Consider the following 25,923-nt stretch of genomic DNA (forward strand, 5'->3'; position numbering starts at 1 on the left):
GAAGGCGGTGGCGCGCCTTCGCGCCAGCCTTGAGGCCGGCCGATCACCGGTCTACAAAAAAGACAGTTGCTCCCCGGTGTACGGCTGTTTAGCCACCGTCGCCCTCGGGATCATCGCCCGACGGCTTGGCGCCAGCGTCGCGGCGCCAGGACCACACGACTTCACGTCCGCAAGCTGCCGTTCGTCCGCGTGCAAGCACGCTGCGGCAGGCAAGCGGCCATCGCCTCCCCGCCTCACGTGTCGTGACGATCGCGATACGCCCCTCGTGGCGAAGCAGGATGGACGCAGTAGAGCACATTTTCTGGTAAAGCGAAAGCCATTTCTTCTCGGCGGTCAGAGTTTGCTCCATACCGCCAGCTGCGCCATACCGCTGCCACATCCCATCCTGCGAAGGACATAGCCACTATCTGTGAAATCGGAAGCCTGCAGCGTTTCCTGAAGTCCACTTCCCTGCCGTCACAGATCGTGGCCCGCCCCACCCCGATCGACAAAGTGAGCGGCATAGTTGCCCAGTCGGCAACTTCTACTTTTCCTGAATCCGATTGAGATAGTCTATTATGGCAAGAATTCGCGCTCTCGCAATACTATCCGGATCAAATGACGATGCATCGGCTCCAGAGCTCAACTGCGTCGCTTGACTTGGCCGATACCGATACCCCCAAATGGGCATATCTCGCGTACCATGCGCCAGGATTGCCTGCCTGCCATCGATCACTTCGTAGGTACTACTAACCGGAAACACTCCATTATTCTTCTTGGCAATCGCCGTAAGATCGGACGGAACCGATTTCAGCTGCGTGCTCACCGGTCCGCCCCCCTTACCATCGGCTCCATGGCAAGGAGCACATGACATGGCAAAATCGGACTTGCCCGCATCTTGAGCCCAACAAGCGGCAACCATCGCAACCGTTGCAACTGCCACAGCGAAACACTGTCCTGTAGATCGCATGGTGCACCCCTATTTTTCCGAACCTGAGACATCCGTTCTACCTAAACAAAACACTTGAACGCTGATCTTCTGACCAATCTCTGCGACGTCTGCCGATGACAACTCCTGAGCACTTTTCGTCGCTGCCGAGATCTCCGGAGAGACTCCCCGACGATTGAGGAAATTGACGACAATCTGCGATACAATCGCGAAGTTTATTAGTTCTGGAATGTCCCTGCCAGCCTTCATCATGGCCAATGCATTCAATTTGCTATCCACGATTCCGACAACACGCCCCGACATGTCGAGCAACGGTCCACCGCTATTGCCACTTTGCACGGGAGCGGAGGTCTGCAAAAACCTCGTATCGTTCCCTAGGCCGGTCAACGCCGTAACGTCCCCAGTCGTGAAATTGCCAACGCTCGGGAGCAAGCCTGCAAGCGGAAATCCGAATGCAGCAACCCTGTCTCCAAGACGCGCCTGGAGGCTGAACGAAGCAACAGCGGCATTGCCCATATCGGTCCTCAGCAAAGCCAGATCATTCGCATCATCCTGACCATACACCGTAGCCGCATACTCTGCTCTGTCGGCATAGCGAACCTTGATCGGGCTCGTGCAGCCGCTCACAACGTGATTGGCCGTAACGATCACCCCGCGGGCGACAAAAAATCCCGTTCCCGTTATCACGGAAACTTCGCTTGGCTTGGCTCGCGACCGATGATCTTCTACGCACTGCTTGATCGACCTCACTATACTGATGGCGTCTTGCATGTTGAGCAGAGCAAGACTTTGCCCGGCATCAGTCCGAATCCCCAGAAAGCCCGCCGTAATCACACTTGCCATGAACTCGTCCTTGAGCGGACCGACGCTCAGGACACCATCTGAGACGTCAAAAGTCGCGTCGAACTCCCTCGTCGTGACAAGTTGAAGACGAATCTGGGTCTTGTTCGCGGTCAGATCCCTCCACTTTGGATTGATCACTAACAGCCCAAATCCTCTTTCATCCTCTCGAGCAGCTTGAACGAATCCCAGGCCAACGGCCGTTCCATCCGTGAACGTCGCCTTTGCAATACAGATACCTGCTTGTTGATCGTATCCTAGCGACCACCCACTGGTCGGGGCGCTCTTTCGTGGATGATCATGCACGCACCGCCGAATCGCATTGATCGCGTTGGCAGAGTCCTGCATACTTACGATTGCGATTGACTGCTTACTTTCGTTCTTTATTGAGATTGACCGCGCATCAGCAACACTCTGGACAAATTCCTCACTGAGTTGCTTAACCATTATGACTCTCTCGGAAACCTCGAAATTTCCCTCCCATTCACTCGTAGTCGTTATGAAAAGATGGATCTTGTTTCGCTTTCCCAGCGCCCCGTCCCATTTAGGATTCGCAAACGCCAGGGACCAAGCGGATTCTTTATCACTCACAGCCAACGTTACTAATAAGGTTGTACTGTCTGCAAAGGCGATTCCTGCGTAGCAGGCGTTTATCTCTTCGGTCTCGTCGTATCTGATTGACCACCCGCCAACGCGAGCATACTCGCCCGAATCTGCCCGAGCCGCAGGCTGCTGGAGGAACTGCAGCGCGACGAAGGCCAGGGTCGCTATTGCGAGCCGGCAGTGTTTGCTAAATGACTTGAGGGAAAAGTCCATGCAGGAGCCTCCCTGACAACTCAGGTCACTATTCAATTTTAGCGTGCACTAGTATTGCTACCCTATCTTTGATCCAGCTCAATGGTTAGAACGCAAAGGCGTTCCATATGATTGCGGGACTCCGCGGTCTCAGTTGTCATCCCAACACTCCATGCACGACGGTTTGGCGCTTGATCTCGTCATACTCCTCGGGCCAGGAGATTGCCGGCACCATCGCGCGCTACTGATCTTGCGAGCACAGTTCTCGTCTCGCCCCTCAATAGCCATGAGGGTTGCCGTCAGGAGAGCAACGAGCCGCCGTTCGCCGCCGCTCTCGGCGAAAACCTCGCTCTGGGCGAGCGTCAGCGTCCGGCCTGATTTGACAACCCTGCCCTCGGCGACGATGCGCTGGCCCACGGCTGGAGCCACCAGATCGATCTTGAACTCGGTGGTTAGAACTGCGCGGTCCGCGGGCATCATGCTGAGCGCCGCATAGCCTGCAGCCGTGTCCGCGATGGCGCTGACGGTTCCGGCGTGAACGAACCCGCGCTGCTGCGATATCTCCGGCCTGGGCGTGAGTAGGACCATCGCCTCCCCGCCTCACGTGTCGTGACGATCGCGATACGCCCTTGTGGCGAAGCAGGATGGACGCAGTAGAGTAAAATTTCTTATAAAGCGAACGAATTATTGGAGCGCCGCAGCGACCGAAGGTCGTGCATGACACGTCTTGCGTTCGTGATCGTCGAGGAGAACTGTTGAAGCGGGTCTCGCAACAAAGATCATTGCGGCCCTTTCCGCCTCGATATACCAACGTCGCATGTGTCCTCGCGAGAGACAATCAGCATGACGATCGAGACCTGGCTCGCATTTGCCGGAACGTCCATCATCCTCCTGGTGATCCCGGGGCCGACGGTTCTGCTGGTGGTCTCCTATGCGCTGGGCCAGGGATGGCGAACCGCGCTGCCGACGGCCGTCGGCGTCGCGCTGGGCGACTTCACCGCCATGACCTTGTCCATGCTGGGCGTCGGCGCGCTGCTGGCGACCTCGGCGCTGCTGTTCACCGTGCTGAAATGGATCGGCGCGGCCTATCTCGTCTGGCTCGGGATCAAGCTGTGGCAGGCCGGCGGCGCGCTCAACGCCGTGCCGCGGACCGACCGAACCTCGGCGCTGAAGATGCTCGGTCACGCCTGGATCGTCACGGCGCTGAACCCGAAGAGCATCACCTTCTTCGTCGCGTTTCTGCCGCAGTTTCTCAGTCCGAACGGCAGCTTCCTCACGCAGATGGTCGTGTTCGAATCGACCTTCGTCGTGCTCGCCTTCGCCAACGCCGTCGGCTATGCGCTGATCGCCTCGCGCGCCCGCGCGCTCGTACGGAGCGAGAAGGTGATCAGCATCTTCAACAAGGCGGGCGGCACCCTTCTGATCGGTGCGGGCGTCGCCGCCGCGGCGGCGCGGACGGCGCAGAACTGAACGGGCCGCGAGCTTTCGGCGGAATGTCGCCGGCCACATCGGCTGACAACGCCCGCGAGGCATCGTCCAGGTTTCAGCAGCGCGCAGGTCAGGCTATATTGCCGCCGTCACCTGTCATCGAGCAGGCTCTGCCATGGCCGACACGCCCCCATCCAGTCCCGAGCTCTGGCCGTCGCTCCAGCACGAGGCCCGGCGCATCGCTGCGGCCGATCCCGTGTTCAGCCGCATCCTGTCGGCTGCAATCCTCGACCATTCTGATCTCGGCAGTGCCGTCGCGCAGCAGATTGGCGTCCGCATCGGCAGCGGCGATGCCGCGCGCGCCCGGTTTGCCGCGGTCGCGCGCGAGGCGTATGCCGCCGCGCCTGAGCTCGTCGAGGCGGCGGGTCACGACCTCGGTGCGATCGCGACGCAGGATCCAGCGACGACGGCGCTGCTGCCGCCCCTGCTGAACTACAAAGGCTACGTCGCACTGCAGGCGCATCGCGTCGCGCACTGGCTCTGGAGCAACGGGCAGCCCGACCTGGCGCTACTGCTGCAGGCGGACACGTCAACGTCGCTGCAGGTGAGCATCCATCCCTCGGCGCGGCTCGGCACCGGGATGTTTCTCGATCATGCCACCGGCATCGTCATCGGCGCCCACAGCAGCATCGGCGACGACGTCACCATCCTGCAGAACGTCACGATCGGACGACACGACGCGCTGCCCGGCCGCGCCCCGCGGATCGGCCGCGGCGTGCTGCTCTCCTCGGGCGCGACCGTGCTGGGCGACGTCGCGATCGGTGATTTTGCCAAGATCGGCGCCGGAGCACTCGTTACGTCCGATGTGCCGGCTGGCTGCACGGCCGTGGGCACGCCGGCCCGGCTGACGAACTGCCCGGAGCAGCCGATCCCGGCCTGACCACGACTGCTCGGCCGGCAAGGCTCTACGGCAATGTTTCGAGCTTGGCCGCGGTGACGGAGATCAGGTCGCGGATCTTGTCGCACTCGGCCGCAAGCGATGCGAGGGCCGGATCCGACCTGATGCACCGGTCCAGATTGTCGACCGCGCTTCGCCAAGCCTCCAATTCGCGCCGCAGCCGTCCGATCTCGCTGGTGACCACCGCATCGCTCAGCCGTTCTGCTTTCGCGCCGATGATCCGCAACGAGGCCCGGGCGGGAAATGCGAGGATATCAGCCACGGATCGCCCCGATGAGAAAGGTGGAATTCGGCGAAGACGACAGGCGCACGACGCGCGGGGCGGCGGCATTGCCTGCAACCGCGCGGCGGCCTGGATTGACAAGCCACCGCGCGCTCGGCGCTTTCCGGTCCGGCCTCAAGCCGCCGCGCGTTCGGCCAGGGCCTGAGCCTCGGCCGCGGCACGCGCCATGCTCGACGACATCTCGCTCGTCACCGTGCTCTGCTCCTCGACGGCGGCCGCCGTCGACGTCACATACTCGCTGACGTTCTGGATCGCCTGCTTGATCGAACTCAGGGACGTGACGACGCCCCCGGAGATGTTGTTGAGGCTGTCGATCTCGGTCGCGATCTTGTCGGTGGCGGTCTTCGCCTGGGTGGCCAGGTTCTTGACCTCGGATGCGACGACGGCGAAGCCCCTGCCCGCTTCGCCGGCCCTGGCGGACTCGATGGTGGCATTCAGCGCCAGCAGATTGATCTGGCCGGTGATGTTGTGGATCATCTCGACGATGCCGCTCATCGACTGGGCGGCATCGGAGAGCCGCTGCGCCTGCGCGTCGGCCGAGGTGACACGGTCCACCGCGCCCATGGCGGTCTCGCGCGACTTCGTCATGGCTTCGGAAATCTCGCGCACGGACGCGTTGAGCTCCTCCGCGCCCGCCGCCACCGATTCCATCATGGCGCGCACGCGCTCGTTGCCCATGCGAACGAAGACCTGCCGGGTGACGTCGGTGGCGTATTTGACCACCTTGAACGGCTTGCCGTTGAGGTCGAGGATCGGATTGTAGGAGGCCTGGATATAGACCTCCCGGCCGCCCTTGCCGATGCGCTTGTACTCGGCCGACTGATACTGGCCGCGGTTCAGGCTCGCCCAGAAATCGCGGTAGGCGCCGCTCTCCCGCTCGGACGGTTCGACGAACATGCTGTGATGCTTGCCCTGGATCTCGGCCAGGGTGTAGCCGAGCGCGCGCAGGAAGTTGTCGTTCGCGGTGATGACCGTGCCGTCCATGTTGAACTCGATCACCGCCTGCGACTTGCCGATGGCCTCGATCTGCCCGGCGAGGTCGGCGTTCTTCAGCTTCTGCGCGGTGACGTCGGTCGCGAACTTCACGACCCCGATCGGCCTGCCCGCCGCATCGAGCACCGGATTGTAGGTGGCGAGGATCCATACCTCCTTGCCGCCCTTGCCGATGCGCTTGTACTCGCCGCCCTGGTATTCGCCGCGATTGAGCGCAGCCCAGAACTCGCGATAGGCTTGGCTGTCGCGCAGCGCGGGTTCGACGAACATGCTGTGATGCTTGCCCTGGATCTCGTCGAGGCGATAGCCCAGCGCATCCAGGAAATTCTTGTTGGCACCGACGATGGTGCCGTCGAGCTTGAACTCGATCATGGCCTGCGCGCGGTCGATGGCGGCAAGCTTGGAGCCATCGGCCATGCTGCGCAGCTTCTTCTCGGTGATGTCGGTCGCGAACTTGACGACCTTCACCGGTTTGCCGGCGCTGTCGAGGACGGGATTATAGGACGCCTCGATCCAGATTTCGCGACCGCCCTTGCCGATGCGCTTGAACTCGGCGGCCTTGAGCTCGCCGCGGCTCAGCGCCGCCCAGAACTCGCGGTAGGCGGCGCTGTCGCGTTCGGAAGGCTCCACGAACATGCTGTGATGCTTGCCCTGGATTTCGTCCAGCTGATAGCCGAGTGCGTTCAGGAAATTCTTGTTCGCGGTGATGATGGTGCCGTCGAGCTGGAATTCGATCACCGCCATCGCGCGACTGATTGCTGCAAGCTGTGCTTCCGCGTCCGAGCGGCTGTTCGATCGAAACAACAAGGTAACCTCCAGATGAATAGTTCGTTTGCAGATAGCCGGCGGCGATGACGATCGTCCCGCGCGCCCGGCGACATGTCTGCGCAAAAATTGATGCAACTTGTTCCAGTCTCGTTAAAGCGCGTTGATAAACTCCGGCTTTTCCGTAATTCTACCGCTGTGACATGACGCCCGACATACAAGGACGGCGCGCGGAAGCTGCGCTGCGGCCCCCGAAGCGTCGGCAATCGGCCGTGCGGCGCGAAGATCGCGGGGCGTCAAGTCGGTCGATCGCATGTCTGCCGCAGCTGCTGCGGCAGACAGCGGCTGCGGGACCAGGCGGCCGAGCGTCGCCTGGTTGGCGCGCAGCTCCTCTCCGAGCAACCGCACCAGCTCGCAACACTTCGGCACCGGGAGTAACCGCCACTGCAAGAATGCCTGATGCGCGCGGGCGATCACCGCGCTCCATCCGCGCCGGTGTCGTCATGCACCTGGGCCGGCGAGCCTCGATCGGCGGCGGTCCCGTTGGACAGCAGCGCTAGACCGCCTCGACCACCGCCTTCAAGGCGTCAGAGACCTTTGTGGCGAGCGTCGCAAGCGCCGCGTTCTCGATGGCCTGCATCGAGGCGACGGGATTCACGGCAGCGACCTCGACCTTCCCGCCGATCTCCTGGACGATGACGTTGCAGGGAAGCATGGTGCCGATCCGGCTCTCCGCCTGCAATGCCTCATGCGCCAGCTTCGGATTGCAGGCGCCCAGAATGATGTAGGGCCGAAAGTCGGCGCCGATCTTCTCGCGCAGCGTCGCCTGCACATCGATGCGGGTCAGAACGCCAAAGCCGCGTGCCTTCAGCTCCGCGGTCACCCGCTCGATCGCTGCGTCGAACGATAGATTCACCGCTTTGGCAAAATAGTAGCTCATGTTCGCCTCTTTCCGGCTGGTCTGCCGCCGCGTCAACACGGTTCGTCGCGCGCGGCCATGGGATCTCCCGGCGGCACTGTTGCGCGTCCGTGCGGCGTGCACTTGATCGAGATCAGCGAAATGGCCGCACGTGCCGGACTCGCGGCGGCGCAGGCCAGGCCATCACGCTGTTTTGACGCCGGTCATTGCGGCCCGCGCATGAACGCCTGCATCTCTTCCGGGGTCAACTTGCCGTCCTTGTTGCTGTCCATGGCCCTGAAGATGCGCTCATGCGTCGCCTGGAATTCCCGCAGCGAGATCTTGCCGTCGCCGTCGGCGTGACGGCGGGGCGGATCACGCTGCGCCGATCCGCCCCGCCCGTTTCGATCTACCGGCCGCAATGACAGTCTCGCGCGCCGGTTTCCTCATATTCATCGTGCAGGCGCACCCAATCGGAGAGATTGCCGCGGCCGGTCTCGTTGCGGCCCTTGGGCGTGAGATCGAGATAGTGATAGGCGCCGATCAGCGGATCGCCGCCGCGGGAGCGGACCTGGAAGGTGCAGAAGATGTTGCCGGCGTCGTCCTTGGTGAACACGGTCAGGCCCGGGAGCTCGGGCGACCTGCGCGTCAAGGGTGCGAAATTGTAGACGGCCTTGCCCGTCACGATCTGCTCGTCCGAGAACGAGACCTGAAAGTCGAAGTTGAAATCACCGCCCTCGGATGACACCCAGTCGAACGTCCAGCCCATGCGCGCCTTGAACGGCGCGATCTCGGCGAGCGGCGCACGCGAGACGACGACCAGGCTGACGTCGTGATGGCGAAGGTGCTGGTTGGCGCCGTCGATGTGGTCGCACAGAAACGAGCAGCCGGGACAGCGGTGCGGATCGCCCGGCGCCATCATGAAATGATAGACGATCAGCTGGCTCCGTCCCTGAAACAGGTCAGCCAGGCTCACGGGTCCATCCGCCGCCTGGAAGACATAGTCCTTCTCGACCCGGACCCACGGCAGCGCCCGGCGGGCGGCAGCCAGCGCATCGCGCTGCCTGATGAAGGCCTTCTCCTGGGTGAGGTGGGCGCGATGAGCTTCGGTCCATTCGTCCGCGGTGACTATTCTGGGGGTCATGTCTGGAGTCCTCCGTATCCTTCGCAGAGGACGATGCAAGGCTCGGCGGCCCGACACCGACGCCATCTATTTTGTCGGCAGGTCATCGCAGCGCGGCCGGGTGCAGCGAACCGCGGATCGACTGGACAAGGCCAGCTTCGGGCGCCCCCGCTCCCGTCTCAGACCGGCGTGCGCGCTCGACCTGATCCACCGTCTGCTCCCGTCCGTTTCGGGGCGGCCATGACAGACGTGTCGGATCAGAGCAGTGACTCCCGCAGCGGCCGGACCGAGCCGGCGCGCTGCCGCAGCTGCGGCCAACCGGCGCGCGCGGTTCAGAGCATCCTGAACCCGCGAACCGGCGAAGCGGCGCGGCTGTTCAACTGTACCGCCTGCGGATCCGTCAATTGGATGGACGACCGGCGGTGAGCAACCGGTTCGGTCGCGACTGGCTGCCGGCAAAAAAAATCTGATCCGCGAGGAACAAACCCGCATTCAGCCGTTTTCGATGATCGCGGGCTTCCCCGCTTCGAGCCGGCGGCAGAGGGATGATCGTGCTCCCACTGTGCAATCGCGCGCGAGCGACTCCATCCCTCCTCGACGAACGTCTGCCTCGAGGTCAGCTCCGATGACGGCCAGATCGGGCATGTCACAGTTTCGGTGCTGATCGAGCGCGGTTGACGGCTGTGAACGGTCCAAGGCCGCAGCTCGCTATCAGCAGCTCCCTATGAGGAAATGCGGGCCTGCGTCCAAACGTGGCCCATCTTTACCGCGTCGAGCGCGGCGGCCAGCTCATCGATGCGATACGGCTTCGACAGGATGCGGACGCCGGCCTCCTTGGCGGCGTGAACGGCAGCGCCGGAATAGCCGCTGGTCAGCAGGATCGGCATGTCGCCGCGCCGCTTCTGAATCTCGCGTGCCAGCTCGACACCATTCATGCCCCCCGGCATCATCACGTCGGAGAACACGAGGTCGACCGTGCGTCCGTCTGCGAGCGCGCCGAGCGCGGCCGCGGCGCTGGAGGCGCGGGTCACCTCGTAGCCGAGCTGGCGCAGCATCTCGCCGACCAGGGCCGCGACCTCGTCGTCGTCCTCGACCAGGAGAACGCGGCCCTCATCATGCGCCCGCGCCCGCGGCCGCTGCAGGTCGAGGAGATGGTGCTGCTGCCTGGATGCCGCCTGCGCGGATCGCGGAAGGTACAGCGCAATCGTCGTGCCCTTGCCCACCTCCGAGTCGATGCGGACGGTACCGCGCGACTGGGTGACGAAGCCGTAGACCTGGGCGAGGCCAAGGCCCGAGCCCTTGCCGACATCCTTGGTGGTGAAGAACGGCTCGAACACCCGCATCCGAACGTCGTCCGTCATGCCGGTACCGGTGTCGATCACGGAGAGGCGGACATAGTCGCCGGCCAATTCGTCGTCCTGCAGATGTCGCAGGTTCTCGGCCCGAACCAGGATCGTGCCGCCGGCCGGCATCGCATCGCGGGCGTTGACGGCGAGATTGAGCACCACGAGCTCGAGCTCGCCCGGATCGACCTCGACGGGCCAGAGCGCGTCGGGAAAATCGAACTCGACGTGCACGTCGCCGCGCAGGCTGCGGTCGAGCAGCTCGCGCATGCCGCCGATCTGGCGGGCGATGTCGACCGGCTCGGGCCGCAGCTCCTGCCGGCGCGAAAACGCCAGCAACTGCCGGGTCAGGCTCGCGCCGCGCTGCGCCGCCTGGATCATGCCGTCCATCAGGCGGCGGCGCCGCGCCGGATCGCCCTGGCGGTCGAGCATGTCGAGGCCGCCGGAGATCACCATCAGCAGATTGTTGAAGTCGTGCGCCACGCCGCCGGTCAGCCGGCCGATGGCCTCGATCTTCTGCGCCTGGCGCAGCGTCTCCTCGACCCGTGCGCGCTCGGCCATCTCGATGCGAAGATGCTCGTTCGACTCCGCGAGCGCCCGGGTCCGCTCGACGACGAGCTGCTCGAGCTGCTGCGCCGCCTGCTCGCGCGCCTGGATCAGTGCGCGGATCTGGTATTGGCGGCGCCGCGCCCGCAGCGCCGATTGAACAGCGCTTGTGAGCGTGATCGGCTGGATCGGCCGTTCGAGCAGCGAGACGTTGCGCAGCGCACTCACGAGGTTTCGCCGCCAGGTGACGACGGCGCGCTGTTCGCGGTGGCTGGTGAGCACGATGAAGGGCAGGTCGGACCAGGCCGGCTGGCGTTCGACCCACTGCGTGAGGGGAGCGGTGTCCTGGGCAAACAGCCCTTCCTCGGCAACAAAGACCGCGCCGACGCCTGCGCTCATCTCACGGAGCAGATGCGCCAGGTCCGAGCAGACCGCCGCCTCGATCCTTGCGCTGCGGAGCAGCTCCGCCGATGCCGGTCCGTCCCGCCCGATCGGCGCGAAGACGAGGACACGGTGATCTTGCTCAATGCTCATCCCGCATGTCCATGTCGGGGAAATCCGTCCCGGTGAAGCGTGGATTGCCGGAGAAGATACCGCTGAAATTCTTGAGCGGCGGACCGAGGCTGATACCCGCGCTGCTCAGGCGAAATTCGCGAATGCTGTGCTCGTGGTGGCCGCTGCGCTTCTTGACCACCGACAAGGCGCGCCGAACCGCGCCGCCGACCTCGAAATAGCGCAGCATCAGGACGGCATCGCTGAGATAGCTGATGTCCAGCGGCGTATCCATCGGCCCGACCATGCCGTGCTGCGCGAGCACCAGGATCGTCAGCACGCCCTGCTGGGCCAGATAGGTCAAGAGCTCGTGCATCTGCAGGATCAGAAACCGCTCGTCCGGCATCGCGTTGAGATAGCCGTTGAGGCTGTCGATGATGATGACGCGGGCATTGTCCTGCTCGACGCTCTGCCGGACGATGGCGCCGAACTCGCCCGGCGACAACTCGGCCGGGTCGACCTGCTGAAAGCGGATGCGCCCGGAGTCGATGTGTTCATCGAGCGGCAGGCCGAGCGTCCGCGCGCGGGCTTCGACGGTGCCGCGGCCCTCGTCAAAGGCAAAGAATACCGCATGCTCGCCGCGCTGGGCCGCCGCGATCGCATAGATCAGCGCAACCGACGATTTGCCGACGCCGGCGGCACCGATGAGCAGCGCGTTGGTGCCGCGCTCCAGGCCGCCGCCGAGGAGCTGGTCGAGTTCGGCATTGCCGCTCGGCGTGACATCGCCCGCGAACGTCCGGTGATGCTCCGCGGCGACGAGGCGCGGAAAGATCTTGAGCCCGCCGGACGCAATGGTGAAGTCATGGTAGCCGCCGCGGAATGCGATGCCGCGCATCTTGATCACGCGCAGCCGGCGGCGCTCGGCGCCGTAGTCGATCGCAAGCTGCTCCAGCATCACCACGCCATGTGCGACCGAGTGCAGCTGCAGGTCGTCCTGGGCCGACGACAGATCGTCGAGCAGGACGACGGTACAGTTGCGCTTGGCGAAGAAGTGCTTCAGCGCCAGCACCTGGCGGCGGTAGCGCAGCGGGCTCTGGGCCAGCAGGCGAAGCTCCGACAGGCTGTCGATCACGACGCGGCTCGGATCAATCCGCTCGACCTCGTTGAACATCAGGCCGGTGGTCTCGCTCAGCTCGACCTCGGCCGGATGAAACACGGTGAGCTCGCGCTCGGGGTCGAGCGTCGTTTCCGGCGGCACCAGCTCGAAGATGTCGACGCCGGCCAGCGACCAGCCGTGGCGCCGCGCCACCAGCTCGAGCTCGCGCCGGGTCTCCGACAAGGTGATGTAGAGCACGCGCTCGCCGCAGCTCACGCCCTTGAGCAGGAACTGCAGCGCGATGGTGGTCTTCCCGGTGCCGGGCCGGCCTTCATACAGATACAGGCGATTGGGATCGAAGCCGCCGCCGAGAATGTCGTCGAGGCCTTCGCTTCCGGTCGAAATGCGCGGCAGATCCGTGGGCCCGCCCTCGTCGCTTCCGCGAACAGGCTGCTCCGTCATGCAAAAGCTCCATACCAATCAAGACGACGCGGCAGCGAAACCGATCACGCGGGGCTTCGCGACGACCGGATAGGAACACAGTCGATCCGCCTCGGGTTCCCCAGTTCCATAGTTCCATCGCACGTCCGCCGGCGCGCAGGACGGACGTCCGACAGGCGTTCGCACGCCGATCGCACCCCGCCTTCTCTGCTCAGCCGACGGCCGATCAGCTCGCCCGGCCCACCGTGTCAGCCATCGTGGCGCCGCGTGTCGCGCAGGGTCTGATGCTCCAATTCGGCATCGAGCTCGGCACCGATCAGGATCACGATGGCGGAGATCCAGATCCAGGTCATGAAGCCGATGGCGGCGCCGAGCGAGCCGTAGGTCGCGTTGAAGCTGCCGAAATTGGCCGCATACCAGGAAAACAGCGCCGAGCCCGCGAGCCACAGCGCCGCCGCCAGCGCGCTGCCCCAACTGATCCAGCGCCATTTGGGCTCCTCGCGGTCCGGCCCGTAGCGGTAGATCAGGGCCAGTCCGAGCGCGACGCAGATGAAGATCGCGGGCCAGCGGCCGATCCGCAGCACCAGATCGCCGGCCCCGGACATGCCGAGATAGTTCAGCAGCACCGGGAGCACGACGACGGCACCGATGGCGAGCAGCGCGAACAGGATCGCGCCGCCGGTGAACAGCAGCGAAATCGCGTTCAGCTTGATGAAGCCACGCCTCTCGGGTTCGCGATAAACGATGTTGAGCGTGTCGAAGAGCGACTTCATCGCCGCATTGGCGCTCCACAGCGAGATCGCGAGGCTGACGAGGAAGGTGATGCCGAGCGCCTGACGGCCGTTGGCAGAAACACGCGTCAACTGGTCGCGCGCGATGTCGATGGCGCCGCCGGGCATCAAGCCCTGCAACTGTTCCAGATGTCCGGTGATCTTGGCCGGATCGGAGAACAGGCCGTAGATTGCCACCAGCGCGGCCAGCGCCGGAAAGATCGCCAGCAGGGTGTAGAAGGTCATGCCTGCGGCGAGCGCAACGATCCTGTGCTCGGTGACATTCTCATAGACCCGGAGCAGGACGTCCTTCCAGCCGCGCTCGGGAATCTCCGCGGGCGAACGCGCCAGCCGGCCGTGTCCAGCGCCGGCCCGGCTCGCGCCTCGCGAGCGCTCCGCCTGTTCGGGCCGCTGATCGAAATAGTGGATCAGGAACGCGAACCCGAGCAGAGCCAGCATCCCGCCGGTGCCAGGTGTGCGCGGGCGGCTCGCGAAAACGCTCGAAGAGTCGCGATGGGCGGCGTCTGACGTCTTGGATCGGCGAAACATGGGATCGGTCCATCACCAGCGGCCAAAAAGCAACCGGTGCGGTGGACGAATGTTCCGGCATCACGTCATGACGCGCGTTGCCAGGCTCCGCAACGGTGGGGCTGCCTCAGACCTTCAAGAGGCCAACTCGGGCGCCAACATCCAGACAATTTCGCGGGCCTGTGAACGCATCGCTGCGGCGCCGACACAAAACAGTTATGTTGCGCGCGAGGAACGGGCCTGCGCACCCTCGCGTTGCAACGGGACTTTTCAACGCAAGGATAAACGCATGCGCCGCCTGTTATTTGCCTCGCTGTCCGCCACCGCCGTCCTCGCGAGCTTTGCCGCGATCTCGCCCGCATCCGCCGCCCAGGACCGCTACTGCCTGCAAGGCAGGATCTGGGGCTATCCGGGCAACTGCCAATTCTCCACCTATCGCCAGTGCCTGGCTTCCGCCTCCGGCACCGATGCCGGCTGCGGCATCAACCCCGCCTACGCCTATGCCCGGCAGCGCGGCTACGACCGACGCTATTGAGCGTGGACTGTTGCGTCAGCCTCTTGCGCGGTGCACGATCAGCGCCATCGATTGAGAGATGGCTAGCGGCGGGATGTCAGGCCCCCGTGCTCCCCCGGCCCTGTTCTATTACGTCGCGCAACGGCACGATGATCCGTTAGCTGTTGTGGCAAGCCTTACTCCGGCGCCGGCAGCCGCGCGTGCTCTCCTCCTCCGCCGCTCGGCGCACGGAACATTGCGGCTCGCCGTCGCTTATACGGCGACCAATGTCCAACCGGAGGAGGATCATCATGGACGGACTGATTTATCTCGTGGGGCTGATCGTGGTCATCATGGCCGTTCTATCGTTCTTCGGCCTGCGTTGAGACGACGATCATGGCCATGGAAACTGCGCCGGTCGTCGCCTCACCCGTTTCAAGCGCGACGGCCGATAGCTGGACCCTGCAATGGACGCCGGTCGTTGCGGGAGCTTTGACCGCGGCGGCGGTCTCTTCGATCCTGATCAGCTTTGCCATGTCGGTCGGTCTCGGTGTCAGCTCCACCGCCCCGACATGGCGCGACGCCTCGGTGGCGCTCTGGCTCCTGTCCGGACTCTATCTGGTGCTGCAGGCGCTGATCAGCTTCGGCTGCGGCGGCTACATGGCGGGCCGCTTGCGCGCACCGCACGGGTTCGCCGAAAGCGAGGAGACCGAGAAGCGGGACGGCCTGCACGGCGTCACAGCCTGGGCGCTGGCGGTCGTGCTCGGCGCCACCCTGGCCGTACTCGGCGCGTCCGCGGCGACACGGACCCATCCGCTGACTACGCCGGCGACGGCCAATGAACCGTCGATCCTGAGCTATGAGCTCGACCATCTGTTCCGCGCGCCCCGGCGGGTACCCAGCCCGGATCTCGCCCCCGCGCGCAGCGAGGCCGGCCGCATCCTGCTCACGGCGTCGAGCCACAATGGCGTCAGCCCGGACGATCGCAGCTATCTCGTGCAGCTCGTCAGCGGCACGACGGGTCTTGCTGCGCCCGATGCCGAGCGGCGGGTGGACAGCGTGATCGCAGAAGCCAAGAGCGCCATCTCGCATACCCGCGCCGGCACCGTCATCCTGGCGTTCTCGGTTGCCACCGCGCTGCTGCTCGGCGCCGTCGCCGCCTGGGCGGCTGCGGAGAGCGGTGGCCGTCACCGCGACGGCAAGCCTGTCACCGGATGGATGCTGCACGCCAACCGCTTCAGCCGGCGGCGCGACATGTGGCGGCGGCCAATGTCGATGCCGGAATAGAGCACATCAAGACCAGCGAGCGGCCCGGCCCATCGCCGGGCCGCTTCGCGTTGGACCGCCGCCGCGAACGAAGCGCGTGCAATTCAGGCGAGCCGCAGGATCATCAGGTTCGCGTCGCTGCCATAGCTGCCGGTCGGATCGGCAGCGGCTGTCTTGTCGACCGCAAATCCTTGCCTCTCCCAGAATGGCGTCGAGCCGTTGACGGCGATCAAGGACAGCGACGTCAGGCCGAGCGCACGCGCGTGTCGGATCAGCTCCTCGACGATCACGGTCGCCGAGCCGCTGCCGCGGGCCTCGGGCAGCAAGGCGAGATCGTGGATGTAGTAGGTCGACGCAGCCGGCGGAATGCTGCCGATCAGCAGGTTCAAGGCCGGGGGCCGGCCGAGATGCCAGGGATGGCTGAGCACATAGCCGGCGATGCCCGCGCCCGTCCCACGCAGCACGCGGCAGCCATCAGGATGGAGACGCAGGCGCTCCGCGAAAACACTCTTGTCCTCGGGATAGTTCGGGTGCACGCGGGCCGCGATCTCATCGACATCAGCAAGATCGCCCGGCGCCATTGCGCGCCACCTCATGGTCTGGTTCTTTCTCACTCGCCCTTTCTCACTTGGCGAGGGCCAGCCAGCGCTCGCTGGCCGACAGCGCCGTCGGCCACAGCGCCTCCGTCGGCTGCCCCCGATGCAGTGCCTTGCCGACCTCGCAGATCGACATGAAGGCCGCCGAGCGCGCCTCCTCCACCTCGAGCGGCTGCTCCGCGCTCGGGCTGCGGACGAGGCCCATCAGGCCGTTCAACGTCTGCAGTGCCGCTTCCGGCGGGCTCACTTCCGCCGCCCTCAGCGCAGCCACGATCTGCTGCGCCTTTTCCGATTCGGTCATCACGTCAGTCATCGTCTTTTCGTTTGCCCGTGCCTCACGGGAGAACGCTAGCAGCCGGACGAAGGTCGGGCAATGCTCGGGCAGACGGCACTCCAATGCCGAACGCGCGATGCCGACGTGCGATTTCCCGCCGATCCTGGCTCGGCCCTCTTGCGATGCTGCTTTGCCAGCGTCTCGGCCGGCGTGCATTGGCGTCGTGATCTGCAACGCGTTCTTCAGATAGCGCGTTCATTGGCGATCACGCCCCCTCGACAAGGCTGAGGCATTGTGATCGCTCTGGCGCATGTCATTTCGCCAAGGATTTCGCCATGTCGAGGTGTTTCTGCAGCACCGGCACGGTCTGCTGGGCGAAGTCCGACAGCGGTGAGTTTGCCGCCGCCTGCTTCTGATACTTCTTGATATCCTCCTGGTGATCGCGAACCATCGCCTGCGCAAACGCCTGGTCGAACCGACCGCCGGACATGCCTTCCAACCGGTTGTAGATGGCCTTCTGCTTCCTGCTCGGCTCGGACGGCACCTTCATCCCGTTCTGGCTCGCAAGCTGCTGCGCCTTCTGCAGATGCTCGCTATCGTCCTGCTGCAAGGCCTGCCCGAACTGCTTGACCTGATCGCTCTGCCCCTTCTGCTGCGCCAGCTTGCCCATGTTCACCTCGGACATGTCGCCCTCGATCGCCTCGGTCATGAAATGCTGATCCTTGGCGGGCGACCGGCCCTTCGGAGCGGCGACCGCGCCGCCGGCCACCAACACGGTCACGGCAGAGGCGGCCAGGGCAATTCGGATTGCTCTCGTCTGATGGTTGTGGATCATCCTGCTCATCGTTGATCTCCGAGGGGTTCGACTCCTGATCGTCGCGACGGCAAGAGCCTTACCCGACGATCGTTCCTAAGCCCCGCGCGGCAACCCTGCAGAATGCTTCCGCGCGCAACGACGCGGCGGGTTCCAAATGCTGCGGCACAACCGTCCCTGCAGCACAACGTCCGCGACTTCTCGGTTTCGGACCCGCGCCATGCAGCGCTCAGTGAGTGCGTGCATCCCCGCCGAGCGCCCGAGCCAGCACGCCTCGAAGCAGGCCGGCCTGCGCTGCGCTCCCGCGCCAGGCCACGATCTGATCGGGACGGATCAAAGCGAGGTCGGCCTCGTAGAGATCGCGCAGGGCCCGCGGCAAGGTGACGATCTCGACGTCGACACGCAGCGGCCCCATGGCCTCACGTAGTTGATCCTCATCGAGGTCGCTGCCCTCACACCGCAACAGCGTCCATTCGAAGCCGAAGCGGTCGTACAGCGAGATACCTTGCTCCAGCCAGGCGTGCGGCGCGCGGCCGCCGGGACAGGCGCTCGGCACGTAGGCGTTGGCCGCATCCGGCGGCGGCCGGGTGCCATCGGGGATGATGATCGGTGAGCCATCATAGCGGCCGCCAAAGGTGACGCCGGGGATGTTGAACTCGGCGCGCGCATGCTGATCGAGATAGGCGCTGGCGATGCGCCGTGCCTCGTCGCCGGCCGCGGTCGCGTCCTCGATCTCGGGCACCGCGGCAAACAGGCCGAGCGAATCCGCAAAGCCGCGCGCGTAGTCGGTGTTGCGCAGCGCCACCGGACGGCGCTCGGCCTCGTAGCTGTCGAGCAGCGAGACGGGGCTCGTTTCCTTGACGACGCTCGCGATCTTCCAGCCGAGATTGACCGCGTCCTCGATCGCGGTGTTGTAGCCGAGCCCGCCGGTCGGAGTGAACAGATGCGCCGCATCGCCGCCAAGGAAGACCCGGCCGCGCTGCATGCTCTCGGCGACCAGCGCATGCCCCGCGGTCCAGGTGAGATGCGAAAGCACCTCGCAGGGAATGGGCGCACCGCAGGCGCGCTGGAACGCTGCCCGCGCATCGTCGGCGGTAACAGCGCTTTCGTTCTCGCCGGGCCGAAGCTGGGTATGGAAAGCGAACTCGTCGCGTCCGTTCACCGCGGCCATGAAGGCGCGGCGGTCGCGGTTGAAGCAGACATACATCCAGGCCCGCGCATGCGGGACGCTGGCGTAGAACTCCGGCGAGCGCAGATAGACCGCGAGCATGCGGCCGCCCATGAAATCGCGCTGCACGCCCGTCGTTCCGCCATAGGTGATCCCGAGCGACTGTCGCACTTGGGAGCGCGGACCGTCGGCCCCGATCAGGAAATCAGCCGCGATCTCGAGGCGCGCGCCGTCGCTGACACGCTCGACCTCGGCGGCAATGCCGCCGTCGGTAACGGCATGGCCGATCAACCGGTGCCCGTAGTGCAACTGAATGCCCGCAAGGCGCGCGGCATGCCGGCGCAGGATTTCTTCGACGAATTTCTGCGACACCCGGTGCGGCAGCTCGGCCGCGCTCCATGAGCCGGACAGGCCCTTCACCAGTTCCGTCGCGCGCGCCGCGGACGGCAATTGAAAACGTGCCAGCTCATGCGCCGTGTAGCGCGTGAAATAAGCGACGTCGGTCGGGTAGTCCGCGGGCAGGCCGGCGCGCCGGACCTCGTCGGCGAATCCGAGCCGGCGGAAATGCTCCATCGTCCGCGCCTGCGTCGCGTTGGCCTGCGGGTTGAACGCCGTTCCCGGCTTCTCGTCGACCAGGATTGCGGACACGCCGCGGCGGCCAAGCTCGTTGGCCAGCATCAGCCCGCACGGACCGCCGCCCACGATCAGCACCGAGGCGCTCAGACGTTCGATCACGGCGCTCCTCCTCGCAATGGAGGAATGCTAGCGCGCCCCGCGAATTAGTCAAGCAGCCTGACTATCTGGTGTCGTCGAGCGTGTCGAAGCGGGCGCCATAGGCCGACAATCCCTGCAGAATCGCGTCCATCGCGGCCTTGCCGAGCTCCTTGCGCATCTCGGCTTCCGCCACATCCACGGCATCGCCAAACGCCTCCAGCCATGTCAGTCCGGCCGGCGTGAAGCGGACGAGGCGCGCGCGCCGGTCGCTCGGATCGGCCTCGCGCGACACCAGCCCCAGCTCGGCGCATTGATCGACCAGTTCGCCCATCGCCTGCTTGCTCATCGAGGCCCGCCGCGCGAGCTCGGTCAGCCGGGTGCCCTCGACGTCGAGGTTGCGGGTGAGGCTGACATGGGCAATCCGCGTCTCGCCGTGACCGCTCTCCGCCATCAATTGGAGAACCCGGGATTCGAACCGGCGCACCGCATTGTTGAGCAGCCGGCCGACATTGGCGTGACGCCATGCCGTCTGCCCGGTGGGCCGCGCCTTGCGTTGATCTCGCGCTGTCATATCGGGACTACCTCGCCATATCGAACCACGCCGGGTCAACGTCGCAGACGCAAGGTGAAATCGGGAAACGCGTGAGATGTCACGCGAAGAATGGCCGGAACGGCAGGATTCGAGCCTGCGCCCCCAGCGTCCCGAACGCAAATAGCGAACGAAAAGGCCAATAGGGAAAATGAAGTTTGCTCGTGATTGATGACCATTTTCGCCGTCTGTTCACAGGGGTTCGGTGGTCAACCGGTGGCCGGCCTGCTCACGCGCCAGGCGAGCCCGCTCTACCGTCGCCGATGCAAATCGCTTGACCGCCGCCGCGTCCCGTCGCCAGCTTCAGCAAATGTTCGCAATAGCCGCGAAGCTGGCCGTCAGCTCGTAGCAGCGCACGGCGCACGCAATGATGCCACGCTTCGCCAGATCGGTAATCGTGCGGACGGTGACGCCGAACAGGTCCCAAGCGCGGCGCCGCCGATGGTCTCAGCCATGATCCAAATTGCATTAGGCCGAAACGAGATCGCGAATGAAATAGTGAGGCCACCAACTAAAACGGTTGCCCTATAGCATGACATGGCTCGACGTTCACCAAGCAATCCGCAAAATTGATTATTAGATCTACTATCTATTATGTCTTGATGTCGCGAGGCAACAATTGCTGCAACGGCAAGCGCCATGTGTGGGGCAAAATCTGCAACCCGTGCCACAAATCGAAGTATACTCGCATCTACCAATAGGCTCCGCCTTTATCGGCTTATGTGGAGCCCCTTTGGCATGTGCCACAGATAGGCCCAGTGGTATCAACACCGCGAGGAAGACAACCAATCGCATTGACCCTCCTTCTTGCTTGTCTTGCATCACATTCAAGAATTGAACTATAAAGCAAACGCAACCCATAGAAACGGCATTTATCAGCCGCCGGTCAAATCAGGCCTCCGTTAGGGAACATCGGGTGTGCGGGTCAGATCGATCTCGGGACGTCGAAAATTTTCTTTTTTTGGTAAGCGATATGCCGGAAGGTGGCATCCCCAGCCCGAAGCGGATGCGCTGAACCGCGCCACCAGCGCCGTAGAGATATTCCACAGCCGGCGAGCTCATGTATTGCCGTGCATTGCGTCTTCCGCCGCAAGCATTTCGTCGAGGAGATCCCATGCACCCGACGCTTCGGCTTCCGACATCTTCCGGATGGCGTAACCGACATGAACCACGACGTGATCGCCGGGCTCGATAGCTTCATGCTGTAGCAAAAACAGACTCACCGTGCGCTCGATGCCTTTAGCCTCGCATCGCGCCATGACTCCGTCACTCTCCACGACCCGCATCGGGATGCCAAGGCACATCTCGGTTCCACCCGCAAATACTTGAGTCCGAAATCATAGCCCGATCGATGAACTCGATTTGACGTGGATCAAGATAAGGGAATCATATTCGCTGCATAGAATATGTGGCGTCTGATCTCGCGGGGATTTCCATGCGGACCAATGTCGCGGCGACCACCACGCTGGTGCTCGGACTCGGCAATATCCTGCTGAGCGATGACGGCATTGGTGTGCACGTCATTCGGGCCCTCGATGCGCTTGAATGTGCGGGCGAGATACCGCCTTGTGTTGCTCTGCGGGATGGCGGGACGCTCGGGCTGTCCCTGTTTTCGGAGATCGAAGATTTCGGCTCGCTGATCGCCGTCGACGCCGTGGAACTGGGCGCGAAGCCCGGCACCGTCAAGATCTTTCAAGGTCCGGAGATGGACCGGCAGCTCACGGGCAAGAAGCGGACGGCTCATGAGGTCGCGCTTGCCGACCTGATGTCGGCGGCGCGGCTGGCCGGCTGCGAGCCGGCGCGCCGGGCGCTGGTCGCAATTCAACCTGAATCCACCCAATGGGGCCTGTCGCTGACGCCCGCGGTTGGCGCGGCCATTCCCTCCGCGTGTCAGCAGATCAAAACACTGCTCAGCAGGTGGCACCATGACAGTTGAAGCGGATGCCGCGGCAGGGTTCCGCACGGGGATGATCGACAGCCTGCTCCGCGAGATCGCCCATCACCTCGGTGTGCTTGCCAAAACCGGCACATGCGCGGCGATCGATCTGTGCAGCCTGCCTCTCACGGCTGCGGACCGCAGCGAGTTGGAAGAGCGGTTGGGCCATGGTGACCTGGAGGCCGTTTTGACCGCAGCCGGCACCAGTGAAATCTGGGAGACGCGCTATGCCGGCGTGTGGTGGGTTCGCCATTTCGGCGCCGGGGACAAGCTCGCCGCCGAACGCATTGAAATCACGGCGTCCCCGGAGATCCTGACGAGCCATGCGGCCGACATCGCTGCGGCCAGCAACAGACTGGCTGAAGACCTGATCGACCGCGTCTCTTCAGAGGATACCGAAGATGCATGAAACCGAGACGATCGGCGAGCTCTTGACGCGCAGCGGCGTCTCCCGCCGCGCCCTGCTGAAATATACGAGCTATCTTGCCAGCCTTCTGGCGTTGCCCCCGATGGCCGCGAAGGGCATGGCGGAGGCGTTGGCGAATACGCGCCGCCAATCCGTGATCTGGCTCTCGTTTCAGGAATGCACGGGCTGCACGGAGTCGCTGACGCGTTCTTTCGGTCCAACCATCGAGGACATGATCTTCAATCTCATCTCGCTCGACTATCACGAAACGCTCATGGCAGTGTCGGGTACTGCCGCGGAAGCGGCCCGCCTCGCTGCCATGAAGGAGAACAAGGGCAAATATGTCGTCGTGGTCGACGGCTCCGTTTCGACGAGGGATGGCGGGGTCTACTCCACCAACGCCGGCAAGACCAACCTCGAGGTGCTGAAGGAGACGGCCGCAGATGCAGCCGCGGTGATCTCCGTCGGGACCTGCGCGGCCTTCGGTGGCATTCCCCACGCAAATCCCAACCCCACCGGCGCGGTTGCCGTCAGCGACATCATCACCGACAAACCGGTGATCAATGTCTCCGGTTGCCCGCCCATTCCGGAAGCCATCGCCGGCACGGTTGCCTATCTCGTGACGTTCAACAAGCTTCCCGATCTCGACGACAAGGGCAGACCGAAAGCGTTTTTCGGCGATACGATCCATGACCGCTGCTATCGCCGGCCGTTCTACGACAAGGGGCAGTTCGCCAAGCAGTTCGACGATGAGGGAGCGCGCAAGGGCTGGTGCCTCTATGAAGTCGGTTGCAAGGGGCCCGTGACTTACAATGCGTGCGCGACCATGAAATGGAATGGTGGCGTCTCTTTCCCGATCCAGTCGGGACACGGCTGTCTGGGCTGTTCCGAACCGAATTTCTGGGATCGTGGCAGCTTCTACCAGCCACTTTCTTCAAACACGTTGAATGATCCGGAGATCATCGGCGGCGCCGCGGCTGCGGGCGCGGCGGTCGGGATTGCCAGCGCATGGCTGGCGCGGCGACGCAAACAACGAGCAGAGAGGGAGGCCCAGCCATGAGCCTGCTGGATTTCGTGCGCGGACCCGCGATCGAGATCGCAATCGCGATATTCGTGGGCGGCGTGTTGTGGCGGCTCGCGTCGCTGCTGCTCCTGCCCTGGACCAGCGACAGATCGGCGAGGCGAGCTGATGCACCGCATGCCGTGGTTGGCGCGTTCCGTGGCTTCGTGCGTCACCTATGGCCCGCGAACACCTATCTGCGCGCCTCGTTGTTCAGCACGGTGAACGGCTATGTTTTTCACGTCGGCCTTGCCATCATCGTGTTCGGACTGGCGCAGCACATTCTCTTCCTGCGTGGATTGTTCGGCTTTTCATGGCCGAATCTGCCCACCGGCGTGATCTCGGCCGCCTCGGTGGTCACGCTGGCGTCGCTCCTGGCTGCGCTGGCGCGACGGATGACGAATCCGGTCTTAAGACTGCTTTCGACGCTTGACGACTACTTCAGCTGGCTGGTGACGTTCCTTCCGGTCGTGACGGGGCTGATCGCGGTGAGCCACCTATGGGCGCCGTACGAGACGCTCTTGTCCGTGCACATCCTGACCGTGTGCCTGTTCCTGATCTGGTTCCCGTTCGGAAAACTCATGCATGCCTTCCTCGTCTTCCTGACCAGGAGCGAGACCGGGATCTTCTACAGCCGCCGGGGAGTCGAGATATGAACCAGCGCATCGTCGTCGATCCCATCACGCGCATTGAAGGGCATCTGCGGATCGAGGCGGAAACAGATCCCCATGGCGGCATCACCGGTGCGTACAGTTCCGGCACGATGGTGCGCGGCATCGAACTGATCCTGAAAGGACGCGATCCGCGCGAGGCCTGGGCTTTCGCTCAGCGCATATGCGGCGTGTGCACGCTGGTCCACGGCATCGCCAGCGTCCGCGCCGTGGAGAATGCGCTGGGATACACCATTCCGCCGAACGCGCAACTCATCCGCAACCTGATGATTGCCGCACAATATGTGCATGACCATGTCATGCACTTCTATCATCTGCATGCGCTCGACTGGGTCGACGTGGTGTCGGCGTTGAAGGCCGATCCGGCGGCAACGTCGCAACTGGCGCAATCGATCTCGAGCTTCCCGAAGTCGAGCCCGGGCTATTTCGCGGACACGCAGAAGAGACTGAAAGCCTTCGTCGAAGGCGGCCAGCTCGGTATCTTTGCAGGTGGATTCTGGGGACATCCCGGATTCAAGCTGCCGGCCGAAGCAAACCTGATGGCGGTCGCGCACTATTTGGAAGCGCTCGCCTGGCAGCGCGAGGTGGTGCAGCTCCACACCGTCTTCGGCGGCAAGAATCCGCATCCCAATTTCCTGGTCGGCGGCGCTCCGTCAGCGATCAGCCTGAACACCGGCGGCACCGCCATCGGCATCGACGGCCTGCAGACGGTGAAGACCGTGATCGGCCGAATGAAGGATTTTGTCGAGCAGGTCTATCTGCCGGACACGCTGGCCATCGCCTCCTTCTACAAGGACTGGTTCGCGCGCGGCGAAGGCGTGGGCAACTTCCTGACCTACGGCGACTTCCCCGAAAAGGGCATGGACGACCCGGCCAGTTGGCTGATCCCGGCGGGCGCGATCCTCAATCGCGACCTGACCACGATCCATCCCGTCGACATGAACAATTCGGAGGAAATCCAGGAGTTCGTCTCCCATTCCTGGTACGACTATGCAAGCGGCAAGGACAAGGGCCTGCATCCCTACGAGGGTGAGACCAATCTGCATTACACCGGTCCCAAGCCCCCCTTCGAGCAGCTCGATGTCGGCGCGAGCTATTCCTGGCTCAAGGCGCCGCGCTGGAAGGGCCATGTCATGGAGGTCGGTCCGCTCGCGCGCGTGCTGATGCTCCATGCCAAAGGTCACGAGCCGACGCGCGAACTGGCCGGTTACGCGCTGGGCAAGCTCGACCTGCCGCTGACGGCGATGTTCTCGACCATGGGACGCACAGCGGCGCGCGCCCTGGAAAGCAAGATCGTCGTCGACCAGATGTCGACCTGGTACGACCGTCTTCTTTCCAACATCCGCGCGGGTGATCTGAACGTTCACAATTCGAACAAGTGGGATCCCTCGACCTGGCCGACCGAAGCCAAGGGCGTCGGCTTCATGGAAGCGCCGCGCGGGGCGCTGGCGCATTGGGTGGTGATCAAGAACAAGCGCATCGATAATTATCAGGCCGTGGTGCCCTCGACCTGGAACGCGGGGCCGCGCGATTCCAAGGGCCAGCCCGGACCTTACGAAGCGGCATTGATGGATCGCCACACGCTCCACGATCCTCGGCAGCCGCTCGAGATCCAGCGCACGATCCACAGCTTCGATCCGTGCATCGCCTGCGCGGTGCATGTGATCGATCCCGACGGCGAAGAGCTGATACAATTGCGGGTGAGGTAA

At 64.0% G+C, this 25,923-nt stretch carries 24 protein-coding genes and 2 pseudogenes; 9 read left to right on the top strand and 17 right to left on the bottom strand.

Annotated features, from left to right (window positions below; genetic code table 11):
* Positions 1–523: 523 nt before the first annotated feature.
* The 3 genes from ACQR1H_RS16510 to ACQR1H_RS16520 form a co-directional block, all read right to left on the bottom strand.
* On the bottom strand, positions 524–949 hold the full coding sequence (locus tag ACQR1H_RS16510) for a c-type cytochrome (protein WP_434873953.1): 426 nt from the start codon (positions 947–949) through the stop codon (positions 524–526).
* Positions 950–958: 9 nt separating this feature from the next.
* Entirely contained in the window at positions 959–2,584 is a 1,626-nt protein-coding gene (locus tag ACQR1H_RS16515) for a S1C family serine protease (RefSeq protein WP_434894260.1), read from the bottom strand.
* Positions 2,585–2,713: 129 nt separating this feature from the next.
* On the bottom strand, positions 2,714–3,151 hold the full coding sequence (locus ACQR1H_RS16520; protein ID WP_434873955.1) for a PaaI family thioesterase: 438 nt from the start codon (positions 3,149–3,151) through the stop codon (positions 2,714–2,716).
* 255 nt (positions 3,152–3,406) lie between these two features.
* Here ACQR1H_RS16520 and ACQR1H_RS16525 point away from each other — a divergent pair, with 255 nt between their 5' ends.
* The gene (locus ACQR1H_RS16525) at positions 3,407–4,033 is read left to right on the top strand and encodes a LysE family translocator (protein WP_434873956.1); all 627 of its coding nucleotides are present in this window, start codon (positions 3,407–3,409) and stop codon (positions 4,031–4,033) included.
* 133 nt (positions 4,034–4,166) lie between these two features.
* Complete coding sequence (locus ACQR1H_RS16530) at positions 4,167–4,931, top strand: serine O-acetyltransferase (RefSeq protein ID WP_316238290.1); 765 nt, start codon at positions 4,167–4,169, stop codon at positions 4,929–4,931.
* Between the two features lie 25 nt (positions 4,932–4,956).
* Here the strand turns inward: ACQR1H_RS16530 and ACQR1H_RS16535 are convergent, their stop codons facing one another.
* The 8 genes and pseudogenes from ACQR1H_RS16535 to ACQR1H_RS16570 all read right to left on the bottom strand — a co-directional run bounded on the left by ACQR1H_RS16535 (position 4,957) and on the right by ACQR1H_RS16570 (position 14,158).
* Positions 4,957–5,175, bottom strand: coding sequence for a hypothetical protein (locus tag ACQR1H_RS16535; RefSeq protein WP_316238289.1), 219 nt, complete (start codon positions 5,173–5,175; stop codon positions 4,957–4,959).
* A gap of 171 nt (positions 5,176–5,346) precedes the next feature.
* Entirely contained in the window at positions 5,347–6,969 is a 1,623-nt protein-coding gene (locus ACQR1H_RS16540; protein WP_434873957.1) for a methyl-accepting chemotaxis protein, read from the bottom strand.
* 577 nt (positions 6,970–7,546) lie between these two features.
* On the bottom strand, positions 7,547–7,930 hold the full coding sequence (locus ACQR1H_RS16545; protein WP_434873958.1) for a DUF302 domain-containing protein: 384 nt from the start codon (positions 7,928–7,930) through the stop codon (positions 7,547–7,549).
* 182 nt (positions 7,931–8,112) lie between these two features.
* Positions 8,113–8,247, bottom strand: a pseudogene (locus ACQR1H_RS16550) (EF-hand domain-containing protein); the annotation flags it as partial.
* Between the two features lie 50 nt (positions 8,248–8,297).
* Positions 8,298–9,032 carry a DUF899 domain-containing protein gene (locus ACQR1H_RS16555; RefSeq protein WP_315802257.1) on the bottom strand — a complete coding sequence of 245 codons (735 nt, stop codon included), beginning with the start codon at positions 9,030–9,032 and terminating at the stop codon, positions 8,298–8,300.
* A 701-nt stretch (positions 9,033–9,733) separates the two neighbouring features.
* On the bottom strand, positions 9,734–11,434 hold the full coding sequence (locus ACQR1H_RS16560) for a response regulator (protein WP_434907867.1): 1,701 nt from the start codon (positions 11,432–11,434) through the stop codon (positions 9,734–9,736).
* A complete protein-coding gene (locus ACQR1H_RS16565; RefSeq protein ID WP_434907868.1) occupies positions 11,424–12,950 on the bottom strand; it encodes an ATPase domain-containing protein in 1,527 nt (508 codons plus the stop codon). Before ACQR1H_RS16565 ends, ACQR1H_RS16560 begins: the two co-directional genes overlap by 11 nt.
* Positions 12,951–13,155: 205 nt before the next feature.
* A pseudogene (locus ACQR1H_RS16570) lies at positions 13,156–14,158 on the bottom strand (YihY/virulence factor BrkB family protein).
* 358 nt (positions 14,159–14,516) lie between these two features.
* On the opposite strand from ACQR1H_RS16570, the gene ACQR1H_RS16575 reads away from it, so the two are divergent.
* Together ACQR1H_RS16575 and ACQR1H_RS16580 are read left to right on the top strand one after the other, a co-directional pair.
* On the top strand, positions 14,517–14,762 hold the full coding sequence (locus ACQR1H_RS16575) for a DUF3551 domain-containing protein (RefSeq protein ID WP_315802253.1): 246 nt from the start codon (positions 14,517–14,519) through the stop codon (positions 14,760–14,762).
* Positions 14,763–15,116: 354 nt separating this feature from the next.
* Positions 15,117–16,007 carry a hypothetical protein gene (locus ACQR1H_RS16580; RefSeq protein ID WP_434907869.1) on the top strand — a complete coding sequence of 297 codons (891 nt, stop codon included), beginning with the start codon at positions 15,117–15,119 and terminating at the stop codon, positions 16,005–16,007.
* 83 nt (positions 16,008–16,090) lie between these two features.
* On the opposite strand, the gene ACQR1H_RS16585 is transcribed toward ACQR1H_RS16580, so the two are convergent.
* From ACQR1H_RS16585 to ACQR1H_RS16610, 6 genes are all read right to left on the bottom strand, one after another.
* Positions 16,091–16,582 carry a GNAT family N-acetyltransferase gene (locus tag ACQR1H_RS16585; RefSeq protein WP_316178279.1) on the bottom strand — a complete coding sequence of 164 codons (492 nt, stop codon included), beginning with the start codon at positions 16,580–16,582 and terminating at the stop codon, positions 16,091–16,093.
* A 28-nt stretch (positions 16,583–16,610) separates the two neighbouring features.
* On the bottom strand, positions 16,611–16,883 hold the full coding sequence (locus tag ACQR1H_RS16590; RefSeq protein ID WP_315802537.1) for a hypothetical protein: 273 nt from the start codon (positions 16,881–16,883) through the stop codon (positions 16,611–16,613).
* Between the two features lie 286 nt (positions 16,884–17,169).
* The gene (locus ACQR1H_RS16595; RefSeq protein ID WP_434907870.1) at positions 17,170–17,700 is read right to left on the bottom strand and encodes a DUF4142 domain-containing protein; all 531 of its coding nucleotides are present in this window, start codon (positions 17,698–17,700) and stop codon (positions 17,170–17,172) included.
* A gap of 199 nt (positions 17,701–17,899) precedes the next feature.
* Complete coding sequence (locus ACQR1H_RS16600; RefSeq protein WP_434883997.1) at positions 17,900–19,516, bottom strand: FAD-dependent oxidoreductase; 1,617 nt, start codon at positions 19,514–19,516, stop codon at positions 17,900–17,902.
* A 118-nt stretch (positions 19,517–19,634) separates the two neighbouring features.
* Positions 19,635–20,123 carry a MarR family winged helix-turn-helix transcriptional regulator gene (locus tag ACQR1H_RS16605; protein ID WP_315802249.1) on the bottom strand — a complete coding sequence of 163 codons (489 nt, stop codon included), beginning with the start codon at positions 20,121–20,123 and terminating at the stop codon, positions 19,635–19,637.
* A gap of 1,076 nt (positions 20,124–21,199) precedes the next feature.
* Complete coding sequence (locus tag ACQR1H_RS16610) at positions 21,200–21,445, bottom strand: HypC/HybG/HupF family hydrogenase formation chaperone (protein WP_315802248.1); 246 nt, start codon at positions 21,443–21,445, stop codon at positions 21,200–21,202.
* Positions 21,446–21,576: 131 nt separating this feature from the next.
* Between ACQR1H_RS16610 and ACQR1H_RS16615 the strand changes: the two genes are divergently transcribed.
* The 5 genes from ACQR1H_RS16615 to ACQR1H_RS16635 are packed head-to-tail and all read left to right on the top strand — an operon-like array spanning position 21,577 to position 25,923.
* The gene (locus ACQR1H_RS16615) at positions 21,577–22,077 is read left to right on the top strand and encodes a HyaD/HybD family hydrogenase maturation endopeptidase (protein WP_315802247.1); all 501 of its coding nucleotides are present in this window, start codon (positions 21,577–21,579) and stop codon (positions 22,075–22,077) included.
* Positions 22,067–22,486 (top strand): hydrogenase expression/formation C-terminal domain-containing protein, encoded by a 420-nt coding sequence (locus ACQR1H_RS16620; protein WP_434907871.1) that lies wholly within the window; start codon positions 22,067–22,069, stop codon positions 22,484–22,486. The genes ACQR1H_RS16615 and ACQR1H_RS16620 overlap by 11 nt, the downstream gene beginning before the upstream one ends.
* Positions 22,479–23,543 carry a hydrogenase small subunit gene (locus ACQR1H_RS16625; protein WP_434864087.1) on the top strand — a complete coding sequence of 355 codons (1,065 nt, stop codon included), beginning with the start codon at positions 22,479–22,481 and terminating at the stop codon, positions 23,541–23,543. Before ACQR1H_RS16620 ends, ACQR1H_RS16625 begins: the two co-directional genes overlap by 8 nt.
* Complete coding sequence (locus tag ACQR1H_RS16630) at positions 23,492–24,199, top strand: hypothetical protein (RefSeq protein WP_434873968.1); 708 nt, start codon at positions 23,492–23,494, stop codon at positions 24,197–24,199. The genes ACQR1H_RS16625 and ACQR1H_RS16630 overlap by 52 nt, the downstream gene beginning before the upstream one ends.
* Entirely contained in the window at positions 24,196–25,923 is a 1,728-nt protein-coding gene (locus ACQR1H_RS16635) for a nickel-dependent hydrogenase large subunit (RefSeq protein WP_434907872.1), read from the top strand. The genes ACQR1H_RS16630 and ACQR1H_RS16635 overlap by 4 nt, the downstream gene beginning before the upstream one ends.

The organism is Bradyrhizobium sp. HKCCYLRH2015 (assembly GCF_051168215.1).
Classification (GTDB): domain Bacteria; phylum Pseudomonadota; class Alphaproteobacteria; order Rhizobiales; family Xanthobacteraceae; genus Bradyrhizobium.